This window comes from Pseudomonas sp. W15Feb34, assembly GCF_023127765.1.
Classification (GTDB): Bacteria; Pseudomonadota; Gammaproteobacteria; order Pseudomonadales; family Pseudomonadaceae; genus Aquipseudomonas; species Aquipseudomonas synxantha_A.
The window spans coordinates 244,773-271,051 of record NZ_SPKN01000003.1; the positions used below are offsets into that span (position 1 = coordinate 244,773).

Below are 26,279 nucleotides of genomic sequence, written 5' to 3' on the forward strand. Positions count from 1 at the left end.
TTTTGACCGTGTCCCGTCAGGTCAATCTGCGTCGCTGAAGTCGTAGTGCAATTCATTATCCCGGCTGCTGATCCGCACCCCCGCCAGCGCCTTGCCTTCCAACATGCGCGTGAGGAACTCACGGCTCATGTCCGGCAGCAGGCTGTTGGTGAGGATAGTGTCGATCATGCGCCCACCGCTTTCGGTTTCAGTGCAGCGCGAGACGATCAAATCGACCACCGCATCGTCGTAGTCAAAGGCGACTTTGTGGGTGTTCTCCACGCGCTTCTTGATGCGGTTCAGTTGCAGGCGCGTGATCGCCTTGAGCATCTCGTCGCTCAGCGGGTAGTAGGGAATGGTCACCAAACGTCCCAGCAGCGCCGGTGGGAAAATCTCCAGCAACGGCTGGCGCAGGGCCTTGGCGATTTCTTCCGGCTCGGGAATGTTCGCCGGGTCCTTGCAGACGTGGGAGATCAGCTCGGTACCGGCGTTGGTAGTCAGCAGGATCAGGGTATTCTTGAAGTCGATCACCCGACCCTCACCATCCTCCATCACGCCCTTGTCGAACACCTGGAAGAAGATCTCATGCACGTCCGGGTGAGCTTTTTCCACCTCGTCCAACAGCACCACGCTGTAGGGCTTGCGCCGCACCGCTTCGGTCAGCACACCGCCTTCGCCGTAGCCGATATAGCCCGGTGGCGCGCCCTTGAGGGTGGACACGGTGTGGGCTTCCTGGAACTCGCTCATGTTGATGGTGATGACGTTCTGCTCGCCGCCGTACATGGCTTCGGCCAGTGCCAGGGCGGTTTCGGTCTTGCCCACACCCGAGGTGCCGGCCAGCATGAACACGCCAATCGGCTTGCTCGGATTGTCGAGGCCGGCACGGGAGGTCTGGATGCGCTTGGCGATCATTTGCAGCGCGTGGTCCTGGCCGATGATGCGTTTTTTCAGATGCTGGTCGAGGTTGAGCACGGTCTCCAGTTCGTTGCGCGCCATGCGGCCCACCGGGATGCCGGTCCATTCGGCGACCACCGAGGCCACGGCCTGGTAATCCACGGTCGGCAGGATCAGCGGGGTTTCGCCTTGCAGGGCGGTGAGGCGCTGTTGCAGGTCGATCAGTTGCGTGCGGAGTTCATCGCTGCCGCTGTCTACGACGCCGGCTTTTTCGCGCAAGGTGGCACGGGTGGCGAGCAGTTCATCCACCAGGGCTTTCTCTTCGGCCCAACGGTTTTCCAGGGTCGCCAGGCGCTCGCGCTCGGTGCTCAACAGGGCTTCGCTGTTGCTCTGGCGCGTACCAATGGCAATGCCGATGGCCTGTTCGCGGGCGATGATTTGCAGTTCGGTTTCCAGCGCTTCGATGCGGCGACGGCTGTCGTCCACTTCGGCGGGCACTGCGTGCAGGCTGATGGCGACACGGGCGCAGGCGGTGTCCAGCAGGCTCACGGACTTGTCCGGCAACTGGCGCGCCGGGATGTAGCGGTGCGACAGCTTCACCGAGGCTTCCAGGGCTTCATCGAGGATCTGCACCTGGTGGTGTTTTTCCATGGTCGAGGCCACGCCGCGCATCATCAGCAGCGCCTTGTCTTCCGACGGCTCGGCAACCTGTACCACCTGGAAGCGGCGGGTCAGCGCCGGGTCTTTTTCGATGTGCTTCTTGTACTCGGCCCAGGTGGTGGCGGCCACGGTACGCAAGGTGCCACGGGCGAGGGCGGGCTTGAGCAGGTTGGCCGCGTCGCCAGTGCCTGCCGCACCACCGGCACCCACCAGGGTATGGGCTTCGTCGATAAACAGGATGATCGGCTTGGGCGAAGCCTGCACGTCTTCAATGACCTGGCGCAGGCGCTGTTCGAACTCGCCCTTCATGCTGGCGCCGGCTTGCAGCAGGCCCACGTCGAGGCTACGCAGTTCCACGTCTTTCAAGGCGGGCGGCACATCACCGGCGACGATGCGCAGGGCGAAACCTTCGACCACGGCGGTCTTGCCCACCCCGGCCTCACCGGTGAGGATCGGGTTGTTCTGGCGCCGACGCATGAGGATGTCTACCAGTTGGCGAATCTCTTCGTCACGGCCGACGATAGGGTCGAGCTTGCCGCTGCGGGCCTGTTCGGTCAGGTCAACGGTGAAGCGCTTGAGCGCTTCCTGCTTGCCCATCGCACTCGGCGCCATCGCACCGCTGGCTTCACCCGGCACTGCTCCAGCATTGAAACCATCGCTGGCGCTCAAGGCATTTTCCGGCGAGTCGCCGACATACTCGTCAAAGCGCTCGCTCAAGGCTTCGGCCTTGATTTTGTCGAATTCGGCGGACAAGCCCAGCAGCGCGTGGCGCAGGCTCGGCGTTTTCAGAATGCCCAGCACCAGGTAACCGGTGCGCACCTGGCTTTCGCCAAACATCAGGCTGCCGTACACCCAGCCACGTTCCACCGCTTCCTCCACGTGGGAGGACAGGTCGGTGATGGAGGTCGAGCCGCGTGGCAGGCGGTCCAGGGCCTCGGTAAGGTCACGGGCCAGGCGCGCCGGTTCCAGGTTGAACTGGCGGATGATGCGGTGCAGGTCCGAGTCCTGCAATTGCAGCAACTGGTGAAACCAGTGGGCCAGCTCCACATACGGATTGCCCCGCAACTTGCAGAACACGGTGGCGGCTTCGATGGCCTTGTAGGCCACGCTGTTGAGTTTGCCGAACAGTGCGGCGCGACTGATTTCACCCATGCTCTGGATTCCTTGAGGTGGTGGCGTGGTCGGCGTAATGCCGGGCCAGGATTAGGTCGTTGGCGTCATGCGCAGGTTGGCCGAGCCAGGTATTGAAACCCAGGCGGAACTGGCCGTTGAGTTGCAGTGCCGGAACTTCGGGTTGTTGCAAAACCAGGTTCAGGTCCCAGTCCAGTTCATGGCCCAGGTACTCGGCCACCCAGGCCACCAGTTCGTTGAACGGTTGATGACCAGGCAGCATCCCCATGTAGTCGTCCAGCTTGAGTGGGCCCAGGCGAATGCGGAATTTATGCTGGCGGTCCCACACAAAGCGGCCCAGGCAAAAGTCCACGCCCAACTGGTTGGCGCTCACACCGACGCGGCTGCGCTCGGGCAATTCCAGCCATTGGCCGACATATTCCTCGATCGCTACCGGCAGGCCGAAATACTCGCCGAGGATCGCCTTCAAACCGTCCGGGTAGCGGGTTTGCGCCGACAGGTGGCCGCTGTAGTGCAGCTTGGCGGTATCGGCAATCAACCCCTGATTGAGCAGGCTCGGCATACCCCGCCCACTCAAGGCGGCGAGGCGTGCGGACCAGTAGTCATCGTCCGGCCGGTCGTGGCTGACCGTCGGACGTGCCTCGGCCCAGGCTCGGTAGAACAGCGTCAGCAAGCGATGGTGGAACACATCCAGGAACTGCTTGCTGGTGCTGTCGGCGTTATTGCGCTGACGCTCGCGCACGTACTCGGTGATATGCAGCGGCAGCGGGCCGTTGGGGCCGCCGAGGCCGAAGAAGAACTGCTCCAGGCGCGCCGGCTTGCCGTCGCCGCCGGGGTCGACCGACGCCAGCGTGGCCGGCGCGAAGGTGCAATCGGCCTGTTGCCCGAGGCGCAACGGGTCATCCGCCAGGCGCAGGGAATGGCCCAGGCGCGGCAGGTCCGGCGATTCGCACTCGATACGTCGCAGCGCCTGGAAGAAGTCATATTCCCAGGGCTCCTGATGCATCGCATCCAGGGTACTCACAGGGTCGGACGCCGTCCGGGCTTGGCTTTCCATCGCATGATCTCGCCGCGTTCGGTGGTACGGATCACCGTTTCGGTAAAGCTGTTGATCGACACATAACGTGCCAGGAAGCGCTCCAACACCGCACCGAGTAGAAACACACCGGTGCCGCGAAACGCGTTTTCATCGAATTGCAGGGTGATTTCCAGGCCCCGGCCAAATACGATCGGGCCAGGCATCGGCAGGCGCCGGGTCACCGCCTTGCTGCTGACTTCGCGCAAGCCTTCGATCTGCAATTGCAGGGCGGCGTCGTTGCTGTCGCCGTACAGGCGCAATAACTCACGCAGGGCGCCGGCACCCTGGCCCTGTTCGCTCAAAGACAGGTAATTGAGCGACAGCTGGCTGATCAGGCGCCAGGCCTTGGCATCGTGGGCATGGCTGGCGCGTGGGCGGCTGGGGCCTGCGACGCAACGCACTGAAAGCACCGGGGCGCTGTCGGCCAGGGTGAAATCGGTCTTGCCATTGCCCACGCTCATGAACAGCGGCAAGTCACGGTTGGTGCACAGCGCCGTGACGCCCAACTGGCGCAAATCATGGCCGTAGGGCGCCTGGCGGCTGTCCACCAGGCTGACAAAGGTTTCGCTGCCCACGTAGGTGGAGCGCGGACCGTTGCGGCGCTGGTCGCTGGACAGCACGCGTGGCTCGCGGCGCACCGTGTAGTAAGCCTGGTCACGGCCATAACGCGACGGATCACGCACTGCATAGAAGGGTAAAAACGGCTGCTCCGGCCCGGTGCCGTGGCCGGTGATGCCGCTCAACGAGTGAATCTCGAAATCCATCGGCCGCGTGCGGTCGGCGATCACGTGGTGTTCGTTGACCCGATCAGACAAGTGGATGCGGTCTACACGTTTTGGGAACAGGTTGATCGCGGGGGTGCAGAAGGGCAAAAACTGCGCTGCGCCAACGCTGCCTTCCAGGCTCGGTTCGTGGCGGTCGAACAGCACGATCAGTTCCAGCTCCTGGCCGTCGCAACGCTTGACCGCCCGGCCCAGCTCGGCGAACTCGACGAACAGGAAGCGGTGGGGCAGGGCGAAGTATTCCTGCAACAACCGGTAGCCCTGGAACGCCCGCGCCACTACCGGCATCGCCGCGTCGGCATCGTCAAACCCACGGGAGCGCAACGCGTCTTGGGGCAAACGCTCAACCCAATCGCCGCCGGGTTTGCGTGCAAACACCGCGCAGGCATTGCCCAGCAGTTGTTCGTAGAGGCGGAATGGTTGCTCGTCGGCACCACTGAGGTACAGCGGCAGGTTATCCAGCTCAAGGCTGCTGAACGGCAATTCGGCGCCGGTGCGCAAGGTCAGGCGCAACCCCGCCTTGGCTTTCGGCTCGCTGGCGGCCAGGCGACCGAGCACGGCGGCGGGGTTGCCGAAGTATTCGGCGTGACTGACCTGCAAGGGCCACAGCGTCACCGGATGTGCGGTGCGGTACTCGCAGCAGGTCTGGGTTTCGCGGCCCAGGGCGGCGCGCAATACCGTGTCGCGGGGCAGGGGGAAACCGCTGGCCAGGGAGCCTTCATCCGGGTCGGTCTGCAATTGCACCACGGTCATCGACGGGGTGGGCGCCAGGTAGTGCGGGTAGGCGATTTCCAGCAGGTTGTGGGTGAAGGTCGGGTACTCGGCGTCGAGCTTGAGCTGCACCCGGGCCGTGAGGTAGGCAAAGCCTTCAAGCAAGCGTTCGACGTAGGGGTCGGCGCAGTCCATACCGGACAGGGTCAGCCGACTGGCGATCTTCGGGTATTCCTTGGCGAACTCGGCGGCGCTTTCGCGCACGTGGTGCAGTTCCTGGTTGTACAGCTCCAGCAGGCGCGGATTCATGGGCGTCTCCGCTGATCGGCATTGACCACGCGTACGTGGCCGGACTCCAGGTCCAGGTCGGTTTGCAGCAGCAGGCGCAACGGCACTGGCTGCGCCCACAGGTCACCTTCGATCTCGAAACTCAGGGCGTTGTGGTTCATCTCGCCATGGCCGACACGGGCTTTGACCCGCAGGGTGTGGCGCAGGATGCGTGGCTCGAAGGTGGCGATGGCCTGGTAGATCAGGGCTTCCAGGGCCTTGATGTCGACGCTGGAAACGCTGTTGCCCGCCAGTGCCGGCAGGCCGTAATTGACCACCGAGGTACCGGCCGGGGTGTGCAGCGTCGCATCGGCATCAAGTAACGAGGTGGTGTTGAGCAGCCACGCCAGGTCACGCAGTACCGAGGCTTTCAATTGGGTCAGGGATAGCACGCGTTTGTCGGCGCTTTCCTTGGGATTGGTCGGGTCGTCGTCGGTCAGCCGGTCCAGCAGGGACGGTTGCAGACGGTCGCGGGAAGCGATTTCAGTTACCACCAAAGCAGCTCCACGGACGGGTTGCGAGAGAGACAAGATGCCTGTGGCCGTGGCGCGGGGTCACGGCCACAGGGGCTATCAGCGCTTGGTGTTGGAACGGATGTTCCAGCCAAACTTGATCGCGCCGCCGTCTTTGGTGCCGTCGGCTTTCTGCGGCTGGTAGTCGACCATCACTTGGGCGAAGTTCAGGGTCACGTTCTCGGTCAGGCGATCATCGGTGCCCGAGCCGCCGGTGCTCAGGGAGGTGACCAGCACTTCTTCCAGGTTGATCACCATGTACTCGACCTGGCTTTCGCCACCGGCCTTGCGCACGGTCAGCTTGACCTTGTCGATGTGCTTGCCGCTGGCGCAGTGCATCATCAGGTTGGGCGAAGCCTTGTCGACGTACTTGGTCAGCGACAGGTCCTGGATATTCACCTTGCCCGCACCGCCGCCACCGCCAATGTGCATGTTACCGGACTGGGCCATGCCCCAGCTCCAGTTCAATACGTCGATTTCGTCCTTGTGGGCCTTGTCCATGGACTCGCCCTTGATGTCGCCGATCTTGATGAAAATATCAACAGCCATGTTTTCTCCCTGTGTGGTCTCAGCCACGATATTGGGTTACCGCCAATGGGGCAGTGCTTTTCTGGGGGGCTGGCTTGCCTGCGATAGCATCACCGCGGTCTGGCTGGCAGACCGCGTCGCCTGCATCGCGGGCAAGCCCGGCTCCCACAGAAGAACCGGTTCAACAGTTACTTATGCGCTCTTGGCAGAAGGCAGCTTCGATACCAGTCGCAACGACACCGTCAGCCCTTCAAGCTGGTAGTGCGGGCGCAGGTAGAACTTGGAGTTGTAATACCCCGGGTTGCCTTCGACTTCTTCCACGATCACTTCGGCAGCCGCCAATGGGTGCTGGGCCTTGGTGGTTTCGGTGGAGTGCGCAGGGTCGCCGTCGACGTAGTTGAGGATCCAGTCCTGCAACCAGCGCTGCATCTCGTCCTTCTCTTTGAAGGAGCCGACCTTGTCGCGCACGATGCACTTCAAGTAGTGGGCGAAACGGCAGGTGGCGAACAGGTACGGCAGGCGCGCGGCCAGGTTGGCGTTGGCGGTGGCGTCCGGATCGTCGTATTCGGCCGGTTTCTGCAACGACTGTGCGCCGATGAACGCGGCAAAGTCGGTGTTTTTCTTGTGCAGCAGCGGCATGAAACCGTTCTTCGCCAGTTCCGCTTCACGGCGGTCGCTGATAGCGATTTCGGTCGGGCACTTCATGTCCACACCACCGTCATCGGTAGGGAAGGTGTGGGCCGGCAGGTTTTCCACTTCACCGCCAGACTCGATACCACGGATGCGCGAGCACCAGCCGTAGTGCTTGAACGAACGGTTGATGTTCACCGCCATCGCGTAGGCGGCGTTGGCCCAGGTGTACTTGGAGCTGTCGGCGCCGTCGGTGTTTTCTTCGAAGGCGAAGGCTTCCACTGGGTCGGTCTTGGCGCCATACGGCAGGCGCGCCAGGAAGCGCGGCATGGTCAGGCCGATGTAGCGCGAGTCTTCCGATTCACGCAGCGAGCGCCAGCCGGCGTATTCCGGGGTGGTGAAAATCTTGGTCAGGTCGCGTGGGTTCGACAGTTCCTGCCAGGAGCCCATGCCCATCACGGTTGGCGATGCGGCCGCGATGAACGGCGAGTGCATGGCGGCGCAGACTTTCGACAGCTCGCCCAGCAGTTCCACGTCGGGTGGCGACTGGTCGAAGTAGTAATCGCCCACCAGGCAGCCGTAGGGTTCGCCGCCGAACTGGCCGTATTCTTCTTCGTACATCTTCTTGAAGATCGGGCTCTGGTCCCACGCGGTGCCCTTGAATTTCTTCAGGGTCTTGTGCAGCTCCGGCTTGGAAATGTTGAGCACGCGAATCTTCAGTTGCTCATCGCTCTCGGTGTTGTTGACCAGATAGTGCAGGCCACGCCAGGCGCTTTCCAACTGTTGGAAATCCTGGTGGTGGATGATCTGGTTGACTTGGGCAGTGAGCTTGGCGTCGATGGCGGCGATGATCGATTCGATCGACTTGATCGCATCGTTGGACACCAAGTCGGTTTGCGCCAGGGCTTGTTCAGCCAGGGTGCGCACCGCGGTTTCCACGGCTTCGCGGGCACGCTCGGTCTTGGGTTTGAATTCTTGCAGCAGCAGGTTGGCGAACTCGCTGGCTTCTTCGGTGGCACCCAGGATCTGGCTGCCTTCGCGGGCGGTATTGTCAGTCATGATTACTGCTCCCCTGCAGGCTTGGGCGCGCTGGCAAGTGCCTGAAGCAGTGCCGGGTCCTTGATCGCCTTCATGATGATTTCTTCAGCGCCGGTCTTGCCGTCCATGTAGGTCAGCAGGTTGGCCAACTGAGTGCGGGCTTCGAGCAACTGGTTCAGCGAGTCAACCTTGCGCGCCACGGCGGCCGGGCTGAAGTCGTCCATGCTTTCGAAGGTGATATCCAGGCTCAGGTTGCCTTCGCCGGTCAGCTCGTTGGGTACGTGGAACGCCACGCGTGGCTGCATGGCCTTGAGGCGTGAGTCGAAGTTGTCGACGTCCACTTCAAGGAACTTGCGGTCGGCCACGGGTGCCAGCGGCTCGGCGGGCTTGCCGGCGAGGTCGGCCATCACACCCATTACGAAGGGCAGCTGGACCTTTTTCTCGGCGCCGTAGAGCTCGACGTCGTACTCGATCTGCACTCGAGGCGCACGGTTGCGCGCGATGAATTTCTGAGAACTTTGCTTCGCCACGTTGCTGCTCCTGGTCGCTTGAGCGACGGTGTTGTTACTGCACGGTCCGGCGGCTTACTCGCTGTCCGGGCCGCGCAGGTTTTCAAATTGGGACATGCCGTCGGGAATCAGATTGCGCACGATGGCCGCGAAGTCGGCGTGCACCAGATTTTTCGCTCGGTTCAACAACACCGGCAGCGGGCTCGAAGGCTCGTGTCGGGTGTAGTACGCAAGGATCTTGTCGAGGCTGCGCAACACGTCATCGCGAGTAGCGATGTCGCCCGTCGGGCGCGGGGCTGCGGGTGCGGCGGCGAAATCGACCGAGGGGGCATTGTCTTCACTGACGGCCTCGGGTTCGCTGCTGCTGTCGGTGCCGGGCACCGCTTGATTGAGTATTTGCAGGGCCTGCTTGAGCGGCTGCTTCAAGGCGCTGAGGTCCACGCCCTGGGCGGAACCGACCTGGTCATTGACCTGTTGCTCGATGGCTTCGCAGGCCGTACGCGCTGCGATCAACGCGTCGCGGGTGGCTTGCAGCAGCTCGGGGTCGCTGTCGAGGAATGCAGCGTTGAGCTGCTGGTTGCCCAGTTGCTCATCGGCAAAACTCTGCAGGCCGCTGGCGTTGAGCGCGGCGCGCAGGCTCACGGGCCCGAAGGTGCGTGAGCGTGTCAGGATGCTTTCGCGCAACAGGCGAATATTGGTGTCGCAGGTCAGGCCGGTCAGGGCGTTGATGCGCACGGTGGGGTCGTTGTCGTCGTCGGCATCCAGGCGCGGATGCACGTCGGCCCAGTATTCGCGCAGCAAGGCGTTGATCAGGACAAGGACTTCAGCCAGCCCGGCCACGCCCTGCAAGGCGAGGGAACTTTGCAGCAGGAAATGAGTGATGCGCAGGTCTTTGCTGCGCTGCAACAGGTCGAGGCTCTGCTGCTGGATGCTGCGCCACTCCGGCGGCTCGGCGGGCAGGATCGAGTCGCCCATGCTGCGCTCGGGCTGGCCCTTGGCATCACGTTCCAATTGCAGAAATTGCGCGTCATATTCCATGTCTTCGCCACAGGGCGAAGTTGCAGAAACGGCGGTGAGCAGCAACGGCACATCCACTGAGTTCGATCTCCTTATCAGCCCGCTGGAAGGCGGGCAACGCATGCATTAGTTGCGCAATGAACTGTGCATGTTTTCTTGGTCATACAATCAGAGTGCCACTACTGCGCCATCACTGATGTTCAAGAAGTTGTGCATTTTTGGTGTAGTAGTTATGCCTTGTCAAGGTAAGCTATTCGCCCTCTGTGACAGATGTGCGGTGTTTAACAACCTGTGCGACTGGCGGGTCGAAAGGCGCGCCCATGGAGGATTTTTGTCATGCAAGCCAGTTAAGATCAGCGATCATGCTGGTAAAAGCAGATTTTGGCGGTCGTTTTCGCGACCGCGGGCAAATCTTCAGGGAAGCGTGGCCCGTTGGGTAGACCGCGCGCGATGCATCAGCAAGGAGGCAAGATGTCGCTGTGTTTGACTATCACTAGTTATCACAAGATTACCCCAGGGCAATGCGCTGAAAAGTCCATGGATCAGGGCAGGATAGCTATTGGTCGCAGTTCGGATAATGACTGGGTATTGCCTGATCCTGAGCGTCTCGTCTCCTCCCAGCATTGCGTTATTCAATACAAAGATGGCCGTTATTACTTAACCGATAACAGCACCAATGGTGTGGAGTTGGTCAAGGCCGGTATTCGTATGCGCCGGGGTAACAGCGAGCCGCTGCAAGATGGCGAGTTGATCCGCATCGGCGATTACGAAATCCAGGCGCGCATCGACTTCAACGTGCAAGCCGTCGACAGCCAACCGTTTGCCGGTGAGTCGCCAAACAGCTTCGAAGCGCTGATGGGCGCTGTGGCGAGTCCGCCTGCGCCTACGCCGATGATCGCACCGCAATTCCACGGCGCCTCGTCGATGGAAACCCTGCCAGACCTGTTCGACTTCCTCAGCCCCACCGCCGTGCCGCCGCCCACTGTGGCGGACCATGTGCCATCCGAACAACACGATTTCCGCCCGCCGGCTCCGGTTGCTGTACCGGTAGTCGAGAAACCGGTGGTGCAAGGCGCTGTCATTCCTGAAGACTGGGACCTGTTTGGCGACGCGCCTGCGCCCGCGCCGGTCGCCAATGCCGCGCCTGCACCGACGCCGATTGCCCCAGCACCGATTGCTCCGCCGCCTGTGGTCGAGCCGGTTGCACTTGCCGTGGCCGACACTGCGCAACCTAGCGACCTCTTGCAAGCCTTCCTGCGTGGCGCCGGTCTCGACCAGTTGCGCCTGGACCAGGCCGACGCCAGCGCCCAGATGGAAAGCATCGGCCGCAGCTACCGGCTGATGGTCGAGGGCCTGATCGACGTATTGCGCGCCCGGGCCAGCCTCAAGGGCGAGTTCCGTATGCAGCAGACGATGATCCGCCCCGCCGAAAACAACCCGTTGAAATTCGCTCCAAATGCCGACGAAGCGTTACTGCTGCTGCTTCGTCATGGCAACCAGGCGTTTATGGCGCCGGACATCGCGGTACGGGACAGTTTCGATGACCTGCGCGCCCACCAGTTGGCCGTGATGGCTGGCGTGGAAGCGGCGATCAAACACCTGCTCGCGCGCTTTGAACCGGCGCAGTTGGAGGAACGCATGGGCAAGCCCGGTGGCCTTTCGAGCATTTTCAACGGCTCGCGCCAGGCCCAGTACTGGCAGCAGTTTACCGAGCTCTACAGCAACATTTCGCGCGAGGCCCAGGAGGATTTCCAGGACCTGTTCGGTCGCGAATTCAGCCGGGCCTACGAAGAGCACAGCGCACGACAGCGACGCTAAAGCGCGTCGCACTTATGGATAAAACGGATAGCTAAACACGTCATTGAGGACGCAGGATGATTCCCAGGTTTTTACTCGCAGCCGCTACCGCGCTGCTGCTGACCGCGTGTGCAAACGACGCGGCCAAACCCGAAGCGGCGGCCGACACGCAAGCCAACAGCGCCGCCGTCGAGTTGCATTTCCACGCGATCGCCGGGCTCAACCCCGGTGCCAATGGCCAGGCTGCGCCGGTGCGGGTGCGTATTTTCGAACTGAAAAACGCCGCGACCTTTTCCCGCTCCGATTACTTCGCCCTGGCTGACCGTGCGCAATCCACCCTCGGCCTCGACCTGCTGGACCAGGATGAAGTGGTGGTGCAACCCGGCCAGCAACTGAGCATTCAGCGTGACCTCAACCCGGCCACGCGCCAGATCGGCGTGCTGGTGGGCTATCGCGAGTTGGACCGCGCGCAATGGCGCGCCGTGATCAACGTAGCGCCGCGCCAATCCAGCGAATACCAGATCAGCCTCGATGTGCGTGCCGTGCGCGCCGACGTCGTGGTTTCCCCCTCCAGCCCAGCCCAATAACAAGCAATCGGAGCCCCCATGTCCTGGAACAATCGCGTGGTCTGGTCGGAAGGCATGTTCATCGCAACGCAGCACTTCCAGCAGCATGACCGTTACCTGGAAAACCTGATCGACGCGCGCAGCCGTCCGTTGTCGGCAGGGGCCTGGGGTTTTTCCGAATTGCTGATCGACCAGGGCCTGCTGGCCCAGGGCAAGCTGGCGATCGTATCGGCCCGCGGCCTGTTGCCCGATGGCACGCCCTTCAATATCCCCCAGGATGACCTGGCGCCGAGCCCGTTGAGTATCGACGACAACCTGCGCGACGGCTTGGTGTACCTGGCCCTGCCGCTCAAGCGTGCCGGTGCGCGTGACACGGTTGAGGAAGGCGAAGCCCTGGAAGCTGCGCGTTATGTCAGCCAGGTGCGTGAAGTGCGCGATGACAACGCGCCGTTCGAAAACCGCGCCCCGGTAGCCGTGGGGTCGCGGGCATTGCGCCTGCTGACGGCGCAGGACGGCATCAGCGACTATGCCGCCATTGGTCTGGTACGCATCAAGGAAAAACGCGCCGACCGTGCACTGGTGCTCGACGACACCTACATCCCGCCGGTGCTGAATGTGACCGCAAGCAAACCGCTGACTGCGTTTCGCAGTGAACTGCTCGGCCTGCTGCACCAGCGTGGCGAAGCCCTGGCGGGGCGCGTGGTGGCCTCCGGCGCTGGCGGCGCTTCGGAGATTGCCGACTTCATGCTGCTGCAGCTGGTCAATCGCGCCCAGCCGCTGATCCAGCATTTGAGCCAGTTGAGCCCGCTGCACCCGGAGCGCTTCTTCAGCGAACTGGTGAGCCTGGCCGGTGAGTTTTCGACCTTCTCCACTTCAGGTCGCCGCCCGCAGGAATACCCGCAATACCAGCACGATGACTTGGCGCTGAGCTTCACTCCGGTGATGGCGGCCCTGCGTGAAGCGCTGTCGATGCTGATCGACAGCAAGGCCACGCCGATCCCGATTGTGGAGAAGGCCTACGGTATCCACGTGGCGATGCTGGCCGACAAGACCCTGCTCGACAACGCCAGTTTCATCCTCGTGGTGCGTGCCGATGTGCCCGGCGAAACCCTGCGCGCACGCTTTGGCCAGCAGAGCAAAGTCGGTTCGGTGGAGCACATTCGCGACATGGTCAACCTGCAACTGCCAGGCATTGGCTTGCTGCCGTTACCGGTGGCGCCGCGCCAATTGCCGTACCACGCCGGTAGTACCTACTACGAGCTGGACCGAGGCAGCGAGCACTGGCAGCAGTTGAGCAATTCCGGCGGCTTTGCCTTCCATATCGCCGGGCAGTTCCCGGGTTTGAACCTGGCCTTCTGGGCGATCCGAGGATAATCCGCGATGCACCCCAATGATGATGACCGCACCCAGTTCATGCCGCGCCCGGGTGGCCGAGCGCCGGAGCCTGCACGCGCAGAACCGACGCCGCTGTCGATGCCGGCTGCGCCGATCCTCACCGGCAAAAGCCAGGGCCTCAACCCGCTGGAAAGCGCCGCCGGCCCTTTACTGGCGTTGCTGACGCGGCTGCGCAACACCATCGCCCACCCGGCGCCAGCCAGCCTGCGGGCGCAGTTGTTGGCCTATCTGCGTCAGTTCGAAGAGCGCGCCGAAGCGGCTGGTGTGGCGCGCAACGAAGTGCTGCTGGCCCGTTACGCGCTGTGCACCGCCCTGGATGAAGCGGTGTTGAGCACGCCGTGGGGCAGCACCAGTGATTGGGGCAAGCAAAGCCTGCTGATCACCGTGCACAACGAAGCCTGGGGCGGTGAAAAGGTCTTCCAGTTGCTCGACCACTGCCTGCAAAGCCCACGGGAACGCCTGTACCTGTTGGAGCTGTTGTACCTGTGCATGTGCCTGGGTTTCGAAGGCCGCTACCGCGTGATGACCGACGGTCGCAGCCAATTGGAAGCCTTGCGCGAGCGCACCGCCGCAGCGATTCGCAGTGCCCGTGGTGAACACGAGCGTGAGCTGTCGCCGCACTGGCGCGGCGTGACCGTGGCCCGTGATCGCCTGGCGCAGTTCATGCCACCGTGGATCGCCGTGGCGATCGGCGTGGCGCTGCTGCTGGCGTTGCTGTTTGGCCTGCGCATGAAACTGGCCTCGGACGCCGAGCCGGTGTTCAAGAATATCCATGCCCTGGGCGAGATCCCGGTGCAGGCCATCGACCGTCCGGTGGCGCAGCCAAAAGTGATCGAGCGGCCGCGCCTGGCCGGCTTCCTGGCCGAAGACATCAAGGCCGGTCGCGTGGCCGTGGAAGACAAGGTTGACCGTTCGGTGGTGACCATTCGTGGCGATGAGCTGTTCGCCTCCGCCAGCTCCAGCATTGTCGATGCTTACCAGCCGCTGATGCTGCGCATCGCTGATGCCATTCGCAAGGTCAAGGGTCAGGTGCGTGTCACCGGCCATAGCGACAACCGCCCGATCGCCACGCTGCGCTTTCCGTCGAACTGGGCGCTGTCCGAAGCCCGGGCCAAGTCGGTGCTGGAGATCCTCGCGGCCAAGACCGGCCAGGCTGATCGCTTCAGCGCCGAAGGCCGTAGCGACACCGAGCCGCTGGCGAGCAACGGTACTGCCGAAGGCCGTGCCCGCAATCGTCGGGTTGAAATCACCGTACTGGCGGAGGGCGTCGAGTGAAGGCGTTTTTCAGTTTTATGATTCGCTGGGTAATCCCCGTTCTGGGCCTGATTGCCCTGAGCCTGATCATCTGGTTTGTCGGGCCGTTGCTCGACGTGTTGATGCCCGAGGGGCGACGTTGGGCGCTGATCATCCTGGTATTTGCGCTGTGGCTCGCCTACCGCGTGTTCCGTATCATCCAGGCCCGCCGCCAGGCCGCCGAGGTGATGCGCAGCCTGGCCGCCGAAACCCCGGCTGATCCCAACAGTGTTGCCACTGCCGAAGAGTTGTCGACCCTGCGCCAGCGCATGGATGAAGCCCTGACGCTGCTGAAAAAAGCCAAGCTCGGCGGTGACGAACGCCGCAACCTTTACGAGCTGCCATGGTACGTAATCATTGGCCCGCCGGGTTCGGGCAAGACCACCGCACTGGTCAATTCCGGATTGCACTTTCCGCTGGCAGCGCAGTTGGGCGCCGGTGCCGTGCGCGGCGTCGGTGGTACGCGTAACTGCGACTGGTGGTTTACCGATCAGGCCGTTTTGCTTGACACCGCGGGCCGCTACACCACCCAGGACAGCAACTCGACGGTGGATAAAGCCGCGTGGCTGGGCTTTCTTGACCTGCTGAAAAAGCAACGTTCGCGCCGACCCATCGATGGTGCGTTTATCGCCATCAGCCTGTCGGATTTGCTGCTGGGTACAGACGCCGAGCGCGCCGCCCATGCCGCCGCGATTCGCCTGCGTATCCAGGAGGTGTACACCCAGTTGGGCGTGCGTTTCCCCATCTACCTGATGCTGACCAAGCTCGACCTTGTGCCGGGCTTCATGGAGTTCTTCGACAACCTGAGCAAGGAAGAGCGCGCCCAGGTGTGGGGCATGACCTTTGCCCTGGACGACGGCAAAAATAGCGACAGCCCGTTGGCGCACCTGCAAAGCGAATTCGCCGGGCTGGAGCAGCGCCTCAACGAACGCCTGGTCGAGCGTCTGCAACAGGAGCGCGACCCGGCACGCCGCGACCTGATCTACGGTTTCCCGCAGCAGTTCGGCGCGTTGAAGGACTGTCTGCAAAGCTTCCTTGAAGGTGTGTTCAAGCCCAACGCCTTTGAAGAGCGCGTGTTGCTGCGTGGCGTGTATTTCACCAGCGGCACCCAGGAAGGCAGCCCGATTGACCGCCTGATCGGCGCCATGGCCCAGAGCATGAACCTGGACCGCCAGCACCTGGCGCGCCAGAGCGGCACCGGGCGCAGTTACTTCATCGAAAAACTCTTCACCGCAGTGGCTTTCGCCGAGCGTGGCTTGGTGGGGGTGAACCCGAAAATCGAACGGCGCCGCAAGTGGATTGCACGTGGTGTGCTGGCGGCCACCGTAGCGCTGGTCGTGGTGGTCAGCAGCCTGTGGTGGGTGAGTTATCGCGCCAACCAGGCGTATATCGCCCAAGTCGACCAGAAAGTTGCGCCCCTGGGCCAGACCGTGCAGAACCTGAGCCCGGCACAACGAGAAGTGCTCGCGGTGCTACCACTGCTGAACGCGGTGAAGAACCTCGCGGGGGATTCGCCGAGCTGGTCCGAAGGGCTGGGGCTGTATCAGGGCGATATGCTTGAAGCCGAATCCGCCAGTGTCTACCGCAAGCTGTTGATCGCCGTGTTCGCGCCACGCTTGGTGACGCGCATCGAAGAGCAACTGCACGGCGGCGGTAACTCCGACTTTCTCTACGAGGGCCTCAAGGCCTACCTGATGCTCGCCGACACCGAGCATTACGATCCGGACTTTATCAAGGCCTGGATCGCCCTGGACTGGGATCGCAACCTGCCCCGCGACCTTCCGGCCGATCAGCGTCAGGCGCTGGCCGGGCACTTGCAAGCGCTGTTCGAACGGCACCCGCCGAGCGCCCGCCTGGACCCGCGCCTGATCGATGACCTGCGACGCCAGTTGCAGCAACTGCCGGTGGCCCAGCGCGTGTATGACCGGGTCAAGCGCCAGAAACTGCCCGAAGGCATCCCGGACTTTCGTCTCAACGAAGCCGCTGGGCGTGACGCCGCGCTGGTGTTCAGCCGCAAAAGCGGCAAGCCATTGGGTGAGCCGTTGAGTGGTTTCTTCACTGCCAAGGGCTATCGTCAGGCGTTCTTGCTGAGCAGCCTGAACCAGACCGGCACCCTGGCCGAGGAACAATGGGTGCTGGGCCACGAACAGGCCGATCAGCAGAACGTGGTGAGCCTGGCCGCGGATGTGCGTCGCTTGTACTTCCAGGACTACCAGCGTCAGTGGGATGCGCTGCTTGCCGACATCGACTTTGTGCCGATCACCAGCGTGGCCCAGGCCGCCGACGTGCTGCGGGTGATTTCCGGCCCGACCTCGCCGCTGAAAAAGCTGCTGGTGGCGGTCGCCAGGGAAACTGACCTGCAAGCCGAAGAGCGCCAGTTGGCTGCCAAGGGTGTACCGGTGGAAGGTGGCGTCGACAAGCTCAAAGAGCGCCTTGGCAGCTTGCTTGGCCAGGAGCAACCGACGGCGAATGCCCCGGCGGCGTCGGAGGATCCGGTGACCGCGCACTTTGCCGAACTCAACAGCATCGTCAGCAAAAACGAAGGCGAACCGGCGGCCATCGACGGCCTGCTGTCGGACATGAATGCGCTGTATGTGCAGGTCAGCGCCATGGTCGGTGCCAGCGGCGATGCCTTGCTCGGTGAGGCCAAGAACCAGGCGGCGGCTGCGGCCACGCGGGTCAGCCTGAATGCCGAGCGCCAGCCGCCGCTGGTGCAGGGCATGGTCAAGTCGGTGGTCAATTCCACCACCAACAGCATGATGGGCGGGGTGCGTAACCAGCTGAACGCGGCCTGGGTCAGCGAAGTGGTCAACGTGTATCGTCAGTCGTTGGCCGGTCGCTACCCGATGTCGCCGGGCAGTGCGCGGGACGCCACCCTGGATGACTTCGGCCAGTTCTTCGGCGTGGGCGGGGTAATGGATAACTACTTCCGCAAATACTTGCAGCCCTATGTGGATACATCGGCACAGACCTGGCGCTGGCAACCGGGCGCGGCGCAGAAGCTGGGGATTGCCCCGGGCGTGCTGCAAACCTTCCAGCGGGCGGCGACAATTCGCGATGCGTTCTTCAGGTCCGGGGGCACCCAGCCTATCGTGCGTTTCGAGCTCAAGCCGGTGTCGATGGACCCGACCATCACCCAGTTTCTGCTTGATCTGGATGGCCAGCAGTTGAGCTACGACCACGGCCCGAGCCGCCCGGTAGCGATGCAATGGCCGAACCCTGGCAGCATCGGCGTGGTGCGTATTTCCATCATGCCGCCGTCGGCCAGTGGTCGCTCCGGTATCACGCTGGACGGCCCGTGGGCCTGGTTCCGTCTGCTGGAGCAATCGGACCTCACCGCGGGCAACTCGCCGGACCGCTTCAACCTGCGCCTGCGGGTTGATGGTGCGAGCATCGCCTACGAGCTGCGCGCCAACAGTGCCTTCAACCCGTTCAGAAGCCGCGTGCTCAGCGGTTTCAGCCTGCCGGAGCGGCTATGACGACTGTGGGTTTCTACGGCAAGCTGGCCAGTCGCGGGGACTTTGTCAGCCGCGCCTTGCCCCAGAGCTTTATCGGCCCATGGGACAGCTGGCTGGCGGCGGGTTTGCTCGCCAGCCAGAACAGCCTGGGCGGTGACTGGCTCAACGTGTATCTGGTCAGCCCGTTGTGGCGCTTCGTACTGGCGCCAGGCGTATGCGGGCCCGATGCCGCGGCGGGCGTGGTGATGCCGAGCATTGATCGGGTCGGGCGGTATTTTCCGCTGGCCGTGGTCACCTTGCTGGATCACGACACCAACCCCGCCTCCCTGGTGGGCGGGCCGGACACCTGGTTCGAGCAGGCCGAAGAGCTGTTGCTCAGCACCCTGGACAGTGGCGCTACCTTCGAAAGTTTCAACGCGGGTCTCGACGCCCTGGGCTTTCCGGCGAGTGAGCCGCGTGCGGTCGACAGCCGTTTCGCCGGCCTGCAGCGCGTGGCCGCCATCGTGCCCCATCAGCGCATGACCGCACTGGCCGAACAGGCGTGCGAGGGCGCGAGCCTGTGGTGGGGCCGTGGTTCGCAACGTATTTCACCTGGTTTATTACGGTGCCAGGGCTTGCCTGCCGCCAATGATTTTGCGCAGTTTTTGCTCGGACAAGAAGGTGTGGTGTAGATGGGCGCGACGTACAAATCCGCGAGCAAAAGCCATGTGGGCATGGTTCGCCAAGTCAACGAAGATGCCTTTCTGGACCTGCCGGAAAACCGCCTGTGGGTGGTGGCCGATGGCATGGGCGGGCACGCCGCGGGGGACTATGTCAGCAGCTTGATCGTCGACAGCCTGCGCCATGTACCGCTGGGCCGCTCCCTCGACGAATACACCGCGGCGCTGCGCAATGACCTGCTGCGCATCAACACCGCTGTACGCGAAGAAACCGCCAACCGTGGCGTGACCATGATGGGCAGTACGGTAGTGGTATTTGCCGCCCGCGGCTTGCGCGGTGTGTGCCTGTGGGCCGGCGACAGTCGTTTGTATCGCCTGCGTGACGGCGTGCTGGAAAGCATCTCTCGCGACCACAGCTACGTGCAGGACCTGCAAGACAGCGGCTTGCTCAGCGAAGCTGACGCCCGCACCCATCCGCGCTCCAATATCGTCACCCGCGCTGTCGGCGTGGAAGCGCAACTGGACGTGGCGTCGGTCGAACTGTTGATCGCTCCCGGCGACAGCTACCTGTTGTGCAGCGACGGCCTGAACAAGACCGTCGAAGACCGCGAAATCCGCGACGTGCTCAGCCATGACGCACCGGACGAAATCGTGCGCAGCCTGGTGCACCTGGGGCTCAATCGCGGCGCACCGGACAACATCACCACCCTCGTCGTGAAGGTCTCGTCATGAACATTGTCATTCCAGGTTATGACATCGAAGGCGAGATCGGCGAAGGCGCCATGGCCAGCGTGTACCTGGCGACCCAGCGGTCGCTGGAGCGCAAGGTAGCGTTGAAGGTGATGGCCGCGGCGCTGGCAGCCGATCCGAGTTTCTGCGAGCGCTTCCTGCGTGAGGGCAAGACCCTGGCGCGCCTGTCGCACCCGCACACGGTGACCATCCATGACATCGGCAACGTCGGTGAGCTGTATTACATGGCCATGGAATACCTGCCCAACGGCACGCTCAAGGAGCGCATCGCTGCCGGCCTGACGCCGGAGCAGGGGGTGACGCTGATCCGCCAGATCGCCTCGGCGCTGGGTTATGCCCATGCCCAGGGCTTGGTGCACCGCGACGTCAAGCCGGCGAACATTCTGTTCCGCGCCGATGGTACCGCAGTACTTTCCGACTTTGGTATCGCCAAGTCGCTGGACGACCGCACCCAATTCACCCAGGCCGGGTTTGCCGTGGGTACACCCAGCTACATGAGCCCCGAGCAGGCGCGGGGTCAGGAGATCGACGGGCGCGCCGATCTCTACGCACTCGGTGTGGTGCTGTACGAAATCCTCGTCGGCAAGCTGCCCTACAGCGGCACCGATGCGCTTTCCACTGCGCTGGCGCACCTGACTGAGCCGTTGCCGGAATTGCCTGTGCATCACGGGCGTTACCAGGGTGTGCTGCGCAAGTTGTTGGCCAAACACCCGGCGCAGCGTTATCCGGATGCGGCAGCGTTGTTGTTGGCGCTGGATCAACTGCCGGCGGATGAATCGGACGCCACGCTGGTACGGCCGCTGCCGATTCCTCTGAGCTTTGATCTGGCGGGCATGACCCCTGTCACCATCGACATTCCGACTGATAAACCGCAGCCGCAGCCAATAGTGCGCCAACCGGTGGTCACGCCGACCCAGCACAGTGCGCCCTCCGAGCAGCGCCGTGGTCCGGTATTGGCCTTGGCCGCCGTGGCGGTCGCCGTCGCGTTGGCCATTGGTGGCGCCAGCTACTGGTGGTTGAGTGGCAGCGATGAACCGGCTCAGCCGCCAGCCGCCGTGGTGCCCACGGTGACGCCACCGGTGGCTGTCGCTGCAGTGGATGGCGGTCAACGTCCGTTGCTGATGGCGGGCAAGAAGACCCTGTTCCAGCGCGTACTCAGCAAGCCCGGCGCCCAGCTTTCAGCAGACGCGGGCAGCGCGCCGGGTAAAGCGTTGCCGGCGTTTTCCGTGCTCTACGTGTACCAGCGCAAGGAAGTGGATGGCAGCCCGTGGGTACGCGTGGGCGCCGCCACCGATGGGCGCAGCGACGGTTGGTTGCCGGCCGCCCAGGTCAGCGACTGGAAACAAAGCCTGGTGCTCAAGTTCACCGAGCGCTCGGGGCGTGCGCCCGTGATGTTCCTGCGCCAATCCGGCGAGGTGGAGAAACTGTTGGCCGATCCTGCCGCCGCGAAAAGCGTGCTGGCCAAGGCGCAGAGTAACCCTGAGGACAACCAGCAAGTCCTGGCCCTTGAGCCGGCCGCCAGCGCGGTGCCGCAAAACCAGTTCTACCTGTTGCCGATTTTCGACTCAAAAGAGAGCTTCGATGAAAACGGCCAGCCGGTGCAGTTGCTCAACGTGGCCTCTATCGACCCAGGCCGCAGCGCGGCTGCCACACCGGCGACCCCGACACTCAGCGCCAATGCCGATGCATTCCGCACCGCCGTGGTGCTGGTGGTGGATACCACGGTATCGATGCAGCCCTACATCGACCAGATCCGCGACGTGGTACACGAGTTGCAAACCCGTATCGCAGAGCGCGGCGAACTGGACAGCGTCAGCTTCGGCCTGGTCGGCTTTCGCAGCAGCATCAAGAAAACCCCTGGCCTTGAGTACGTCGCCAAGACCCTGATCAGCCTCGACCAGGGGCGCGATCCGCAGCGCTTCCTCGATATGGCGCGCCAGGTCAAAGCCTCAACCGTCTCCAGCCATTCCTTCAACGAAGATGCGTTTGCCGGGGTGATGCAGGCGGTGGATGGCATGGACTGGTCGGGCTATGGCGGGCGCATCATCCTGCTGGTCACCGACGCGGGTGCGCTGCGCAAGAACGACCCGTTCGCCGCTACCCAGATGAACGAAGCCGAAGTGCGACAGGCCGCACTCGGCAAGCAGATCAAGATCTACGCGCTGCATCTGCGCACCGATGTCGGCAAGAAAACCCACGCCGGTGCCGAGAGCCAGTACCGCATCCTTACCGCCGACGCCAACCCGCAGATCGGTGACCTGTACACGCCAGTGCCGGGAGGCGATGTGCGCAAGCTGGGTGAGCGCGTCGATGAGATCGGTACAGTGTTCGCCGACCTGGTGCATCAGGTGCGCAACAACACGCCGCAACCGGTGCCGCTGCTCGGTTCGGCGCCAAGCCTGGCGGACAAATCCGCCGCGGTCGGCTATGCCATGCACATGGACTTCCTCGGGCGCAAAACCGCCAGTCAGGCGCCGCAACTGGTCAGCGCCTGGACCGCCGACCGCGACCTGACCAACCCGGCACTGCCAGCGTTCCAGGTGTGCGTGATGCTGACCAAGCTGCAACTCAATGACCTGCAACAGTCGCTGAAGTTGATCGTGGATGCGGCGCGCAAGACCCAAAGCTCGCCCAAGGATTTCTTCCAGGAAATCGCCAGCGCCTCGGCTTACATGAGCCGAGACCCCCAAGCCCTGCGCAAGGGCGGTAACCTGGCCGACGGCGGTCTGCTCGGTGAATACCTGGAGGGCCTGCCGTACCGCAGCAAGTCGCTGAACATGACCCAGGATTTGTGGTTGTCGTTGAGCGTGGCCGAGCAGGAAGACTTTATCGACGAGCTGGATTCGAAAATCCGCCTGTATGAAACCTTCCATAACGACGTGGCCAACTGGGTCCGTTTCGGCGATGCCGAACCGGGTGATGCGTTGTACCGCGTGCCGCTGTCGACGCTGCCGTAATGTTGAACCTGAGCGCAGTGCACAAGAGCCGGGGCGTTGGTAGCCAGCGCTACAGCCTGGTGATTCCGGCGTTGCACCTGCAAGTGGGCGAACAACTGGCGATTGTCGGCCCCAGTGGTTGCGGCAAAAGCACGTTGCTGGATCTGCTGGCGCTGGTGTTGGCGCCGGATCAGGTCGGGCAGTTTGCGTTCAACCAGCAGGACATCGGCGCGCTGTGGCGTGCCGACCGGCAATCCGCCCTGGCCGCGTTGCGCAGCCAGCACTTGGGCTATGTACCGCAAACCGGTGGGCTGCTGGGGTTTCTGGATGTGCGCGGCAATATCGCTTTGTCCCGGCAATTGCTGGGCTTGAAGGACGACGGCAGCGTGGCGCGTCTGGCCGAGCAGTTGCAGGTCAGCGATCAGTTGGCCAAGCGCCCGGCGGCGTTGTCGGTGGGCCAGCGCCAGCGCGTGAGTTGCGCCCGCGCCCTGGCCCATGCGCCGCAACTGGTGCTGGCGGATGAGCCGACCGCTTCCCTCGACCCGCTCAACGCCGAGCGGGTGATGCAGGCGCTGCTGGCCCGGGCCCGTGAACAGCGGGCGGCCTGTGTGATCGCCACCCATGACGAACCCCTGGCCCGCGCCAGTGGCTTGCAGGTGCGGCGTATCGGGTGCCGTCGCGATGCTGACGGCGGCGTCACCGCAACCCTCGGGGAGGCGTGCTGATGCGCATCGGTCTGCTTGCCTCACTCGCCTGGCAGGACTATCGCAACGACGGTTGGCTGTCGGCCTGTTCGGTGCTGGCGCTGGTAGCGGTTATCGCGCCATTGCTGGTGTTATTCGGCCTGAAATTTGGACTGGTTAGCAGTTTGACCGAACGCTTGGAGACCGATCCGGCTACCCGTGAAATTATCCCGTTGGGCGGTGGCCGATTCAGCGCAGCGTTTATCCAGCAGTTGGGGCAGCGCAGCGATGTGGCGTTTGCTTTGCCGCGTACACGGCAGATTGCGGCAACGGCCCAAGTGGGCGCGCTGACCCTGGAAATGTTGCCAACCGCAGCGGGTGATCCGTTGTTGGCAGGCTTACCGATGCCTCACGGTTTGGATCAGATTGTGCTCAGCCATACCGCTGCCGAAAAGCTTGCGGCAAGGCCCGGTGACTGGCTGGAAACCAGCTTTGCGCGGCAAGTGGCGGGGCGCGTCGAGGCCCAGCGCACGCGGTTGCAAGTGCTGGCGGTGTTGCCGTTGGAAGCCTTTGCCCGTGATGGACTGTTAACTGATTTGGCGCTGCTGGAAGCGGCGGAAGATTATCGCGATGGCCGTGCGGTGCCGGCGTTGCATTGGGACGGCGAGGTGGCGGGCGTGAGCGAACAGCGTATCTATCCGGCGTTTCGCCTGTATGCGCGCAGCCTCAGTGATGTGGAACCGCTGCGGGTGTATTTCGCCGGGCAGAACCTGCTGGTGTCGACCCAGGCGCACACTATCGCCCAAGTGCAGTCGTTGAGCCGCAACCTGTCGATTGTATTCTGGATCATCGCCGGGTTGGCCCTGGCCGGAGCCTTTGCGGCGATATTTGCCGGCGCGTTGGCGGCGGTCGCGCGCAAGCGGCGGGAATTGTCAGTGTTGCGCCTGCTGGGGTTTTCCACCGGCGCGCTGTTGCTGTTCGTGCTGTTGCAGGCGCTGTACAGCGCCGGTTTTGCGGGCTTGCTCAGTGTTGGGCTCTATGGCCTGGCCGAAGCGGGTTTGAATCAACTCTTCGTGCAGGTGCCGGGCGAGTACGCCAGCCATCTGTTGGCGCGTCACTACGGCCTGGCCCTGGCTGCCGTGCTCGGCGTCAGCGCCGTGGCGGCGGCCTGTGGGGGGTGGCGGGTGGCGCGTATCCAGGCTTCTGAAGGAATCAGAGATGTATAAGTTACTGGGCGCCTGCGTGGCGCTGAGCCTGGCCTCGCTGGCCTGGGCGGATGAGGCAAGCGACAAGCTCGACAACCCGAAACCGTTGCCGGATGACGTGAGCTTGCCGCTGCCGTGCGAAGGCAACATGGTGTTCCGCTATGCCTACGTGCTGGCCCAGGGCACCCTGGATGACCGCGAAGTCAGCCTCGGCTACCCCTTTGCCGAAGGCGAGGCCGGTTACCAGCAGTCGTTTATTTCCGGTTATCGCCGCGACTTCATCAACGGCCAGTTCACCCTCAAGGACTTGCCCAAGGCCTGGAACAAGGTCATCGCGCCGCTGATGCCCAAGACCGACGCCAAGACCCCACTCAAGCCCATGCTGTACTTCATCGGCAAGTACGAAGTGACTGCACGCCAATATGCCCAGGTGATGGGCCAGGCGCAGTCCCTGGCCAGCGGTGAACCGGCACCGGCGTGTGACGCGCCCACCGGCATGGCCGGGCGGTTGCCCAAGGTGAAGCTGTCGCGTTTTGAAGCCGAGCGTTTTTCGGCGGTGTACAGCGCCTGGCTGATGAAGTACCACCGCGAGTTGTTGCCGGTGAGCGGGCGCGGTTCGTCAGCCGAAGACGGCGGCCTGGGCTTTGTGCGCCTGCCTACCGAGGTTGAGTGGGAATACGCCGCACGCGGCGGCCAGGCGGTGAGCCGTCAGGACCTGGAAAGCCGCTTGTATCCACGGCGCGCCGAGGGCAGCGAAAGCGATGGCCCGCTGGCTGATTACGCGGTGTTCAACCAGGTCGCCGGCGGCACCGGTCAGGCGGCACGGCTGATGCCCATCGGCACCAAATTGCCCAACCCCATCGGCCTGTTCGACGTGATCGGCAACGCTGCGGAAATGGTCCAGGAATCGTTCCAGCTGGTACATGCCGGCCGACGCCAGGGCACCTATGGCGGCTTTGTGGTCAAGGGCGGCAATTATCTGGAAGGCGAGGGCACCTTGTTTACCGGTATGCGCCGCGAATACCCATTGTTTGCAGCCGATGGCACCGAGCAAAGCAACGAGACCACCGGCTTTCGCGTGGCGATCGGCGCGTTGTCGGCGCCGCGTTCGCGCTACAAGGAGTTGTTTGCCCAATGGCAGAAGGAAGGCCGCCTCGCTGCGCTGACCGACGCCATCGACGACGCCCAGGACCCGACCAAGCGCCTGGACAGCATCATCGCCGCCAGCGTCGACCCCAAGCTGCAGGCCGAGCTGGGTCTGGTCAACGAAGAGCTCAAGCGCAACGTTTCGCTGATCGCCCAGCAGCGCGAAGAGGCCGCGGGCAACCTGATCCAGTCGGCGGCGTTGGTGGCCGAGACCATCAGCAACTACAACATTCGCCTGGCCAACCTGCAGAAGAGTCGCCAGCAGGCCGTCGACAGCAAGGACGAAGCCAGCGCGCAGCTGTTCGCCACCGCCATTGCCAATGGACGCAGCGCCCTCGACGGCGCGGTGGCGATTTATATCGACAACCTGGCCACCGGCACGCGCTACACCGATGCGGTGATCCAGGCGCAGTTTCAACGGGTCAAGGAAGAGTTGGATCGCAAGCCAGTGCTCGGCAAGAGCCTGGTGACGCGCGCGACACTGTTCGTTCGCCATGTCGGCAACTACCGCAAGCAACAGCGGGCCGACCCGGCAACGATCTTGAAGGAATTGCTCGCAGCGAGCGGTCAGCGGTCTTGATCGTTGGCTGTCTAG

The 26,279-nt window shown here is 63.3% G+C and carries 19 protein-coding genes; 11 read left to right on the top strand and 8 right to left on the bottom strand.

The window, feature by feature from the left end:
* Nucleotides 1-21 precede the first annotated feature (21 nt).
* The 8 genes from tssH to tssA all read right to left on the bottom strand — a co-directional run bounded on the left by tssH (nucleotide 22) and on the right by tssA (nucleotide 9,874).
* Nucleotides 22-2,685, bottom strand: a complete 2,664-nt coding sequence (gene tssH / locus E4O97_RS01845) for a type VI secretion system ATPase TssH (RefSeq protein WP_248160789.1) — start codon at nucleotides 2,683-2,685, stop codon at nucleotides 22-24.
* Nucleotides 2,678-3,721: a type VI secretion system baseplate subunit TssG gene (tssG, locus tag E4O97_RS01850; protein WP_078822644.1), complete on the bottom strand. Its 1,044-nt coding sequence runs from the start codon at nucleotides 3,719-3,721 to the stop codon at nucleotides 2,678-2,680. The genes tssH and tssG overlap by 8 nt, the downstream gene beginning before the upstream one ends.
* Nucleotides 3,685-5,544 carry a type VI secretion system baseplate subunit TssF gene (gene tssF, locus E4O97_RS01855; protein ID WP_148853787.1) on the bottom strand — a complete coding sequence of 620 codons (1,860 nt, stop codon included), beginning with the start codon at nucleotides 5,542-5,544 and terminating at the stop codon, nucleotides 3,685-3,687. Before tssF ends, tssG begins: the two co-directional genes overlap by 37 nt.
* On the bottom strand, nucleotides 5,541-6,056 hold the full coding sequence (gene tssE, locus E4O97_RS01860) for a type VI secretion system baseplate subunit TssE (protein WP_005792513.1): 516 nt from the start codon (nucleotides 6,054-6,056) through the stop codon (nucleotides 5,541-5,543). The genes tssF and tssE overlap by 4 nt, the downstream gene beginning before the upstream one ends.
* Before the next feature lie 78 nt (nucleotides 6,057-6,134).
* Nucleotides 6,135-6,623, bottom strand: coding sequence for a type VI secretion system tube protein Hcp (locus E4O97_RS01865; protein ID WP_248160790.1), 489 nt, complete (start codon nucleotides 6,621-6,623; stop codon nucleotides 6,135-6,137).
* A 171-nt stretch (nucleotides 6,624-6,794) separates the two neighbouring features.
* Nucleotides 6,795-8,291 (bottom strand): type VI secretion system contractile sheath large subunit, encoded by a 1,497-nt coding sequence (gene tssC / locus E4O97_RS01870; protein ID WP_005792511.1) that lies wholly within the window; start codon nucleotides 8,289-8,291, stop codon nucleotides 6,795-6,797.
* Between the two features lie 2 nt (nucleotides 8,292-8,293).
* On the bottom strand, nucleotides 8,294-8,800 hold the full coding sequence (gene tssB / locus E4O97_RS01875) for a type VI secretion system contractile sheath small subunit (protein WP_003195557.1): 507 nt from the start codon (nucleotides 8,798-8,800) through the stop codon (nucleotides 8,294-8,296).
* Between the two features lie 54 nt (nucleotides 8,801-8,854).
* Nucleotides 8,855-9,874, bottom strand: a complete 1,020-nt coding sequence (tssA, locus tag E4O97_RS01880; protein WP_032878693.1) for a type VI secretion system protein TssA — start codon at nucleotides 9,872-9,874, stop codon at nucleotides 8,855-8,857.
* A gap of 393 nt (nucleotides 9,875-10,267) precedes the next feature.
* Between tssA and tagH the strand changes: the two genes are divergently transcribed.
* From tagH to E4O97_RS01935, 11 genes are read left to right on the top strand one after another with little or no spacing between them, the layout of a single operon-like run.
* On the top strand, nucleotides 10,268-11,614 hold the full coding sequence (gene tagH, locus E4O97_RS01885) for a type VI secretion system-associated FHA domain protein TagH (protein ID WP_032878694.1): 1,347 nt from the start codon (nucleotides 10,268-10,270) through the stop codon (nucleotides 11,612-11,614).
* Nucleotides 11,615-11,670: 56 nt separating this feature from the next.
* Complete coding sequence (gene tssJ / locus E4O97_RS01890; protein WP_005792508.1) at nucleotides 11,671-12,180, top strand: type VI secretion system lipoprotein TssJ; 510 nt, start codon at nucleotides 11,671-11,673, stop codon at nucleotides 12,178-12,180.
* Between the two features lie 18 nt (nucleotides 12,181-12,198).
* Nucleotides 12,199-13,533, top strand: a complete 1,335-nt coding sequence (tssK, locus tag E4O97_RS01895; RefSeq protein ID WP_005792507.1) for a type VI secretion system baseplate subunit TssK — start codon at nucleotides 12,199-12,201, stop codon at nucleotides 13,531-13,533.
* 6 nt (nucleotides 13,534-13,539) lie between these two features.
* Nucleotides 13,540-14,829: a DotU family type VI secretion system protein gene (locus E4O97_RS01900; RefSeq protein ID WP_078822642.1), complete on the top strand. Its 1,290-nt coding sequence runs from the start codon at nucleotides 13,540-13,542 to the stop codon at nucleotides 14,827-14,829.
* The gene (gene tssM / locus E4O97_RS01905; RefSeq protein ID WP_248160791.1) at nucleotides 14,826-18,326 is read left to right on the top strand and encodes a type VI secretion system membrane subunit TssM; all 3,501 of its coding nucleotides are present in this window, start codon (nucleotides 14,826-14,828) and stop codon (nucleotides 18,324-18,326) included. Before E4O97_RS01900 ends, tssM begins: the two co-directional genes overlap by 4 nt.
* A complete protein-coding gene (gene tagF / locus E4O97_RS01910; RefSeq protein WP_103734146.1) occupies nucleotides 18,323-18,976 on the top strand; it encodes a type VI secretion system-associated protein TagF in 654 nt (217 codons plus the stop codon). Before tssM ends, tagF begins: the two co-directional genes overlap by 4 nt.
* On the top strand, nucleotides 18,977-19,696 hold the full coding sequence (locus E4O97_RS01915; protein ID WP_005792503.1) for a protein phosphatase 2C domain-containing protein: 720 nt from the start codon (nucleotides 18,977-18,979) through the stop codon (nucleotides 19,694-19,696).
* A complete protein-coding gene (locus E4O97_RS01920) occupies nucleotides 19,693-22,671 on the top strand; it encodes a serine/threonine-protein kinase (RefSeq protein WP_248160792.1) in 2,979 nt (992 codons plus the stop codon). Before E4O97_RS01915 ends, E4O97_RS01920 begins: the two co-directional genes overlap by 4 nt.
* Nucleotides 22,671-23,375 carry an ABC transporter ATP-binding protein gene (locus E4O97_RS01925; protein WP_248160793.1) on the top strand — a complete coding sequence of 235 codons (705 nt, stop codon included), beginning with the start codon at nucleotides 22,671-22,673 and terminating at the stop codon, nucleotides 23,373-23,375. Before E4O97_RS01920 ends, E4O97_RS01925 begins: the two co-directional genes overlap by 1 nt.
* A complete protein-coding gene (locus E4O97_RS01930; RefSeq protein WP_078822638.1) occupies nucleotides 23,375-24,559 on the top strand; it encodes a hypothetical protein in 1,185 nt (394 codons plus the stop codon). Before E4O97_RS01925 ends, E4O97_RS01930 begins: the two co-directional genes overlap by 1 nt.
* Entirely contained in the window at nucleotides 24,552-26,264 is a 1,713-nt protein-coding gene (locus E4O97_RS01935; RefSeq protein ID WP_032878707.1) for an SUMF1/EgtB/PvdO family nonheme iron enzyme, read from the top strand. Before E4O97_RS01930 ends, E4O97_RS01935 begins: the two co-directional genes overlap by 8 nt.
* Nucleotides 26,265-26,279 lie beyond the last annotated feature (15 nt).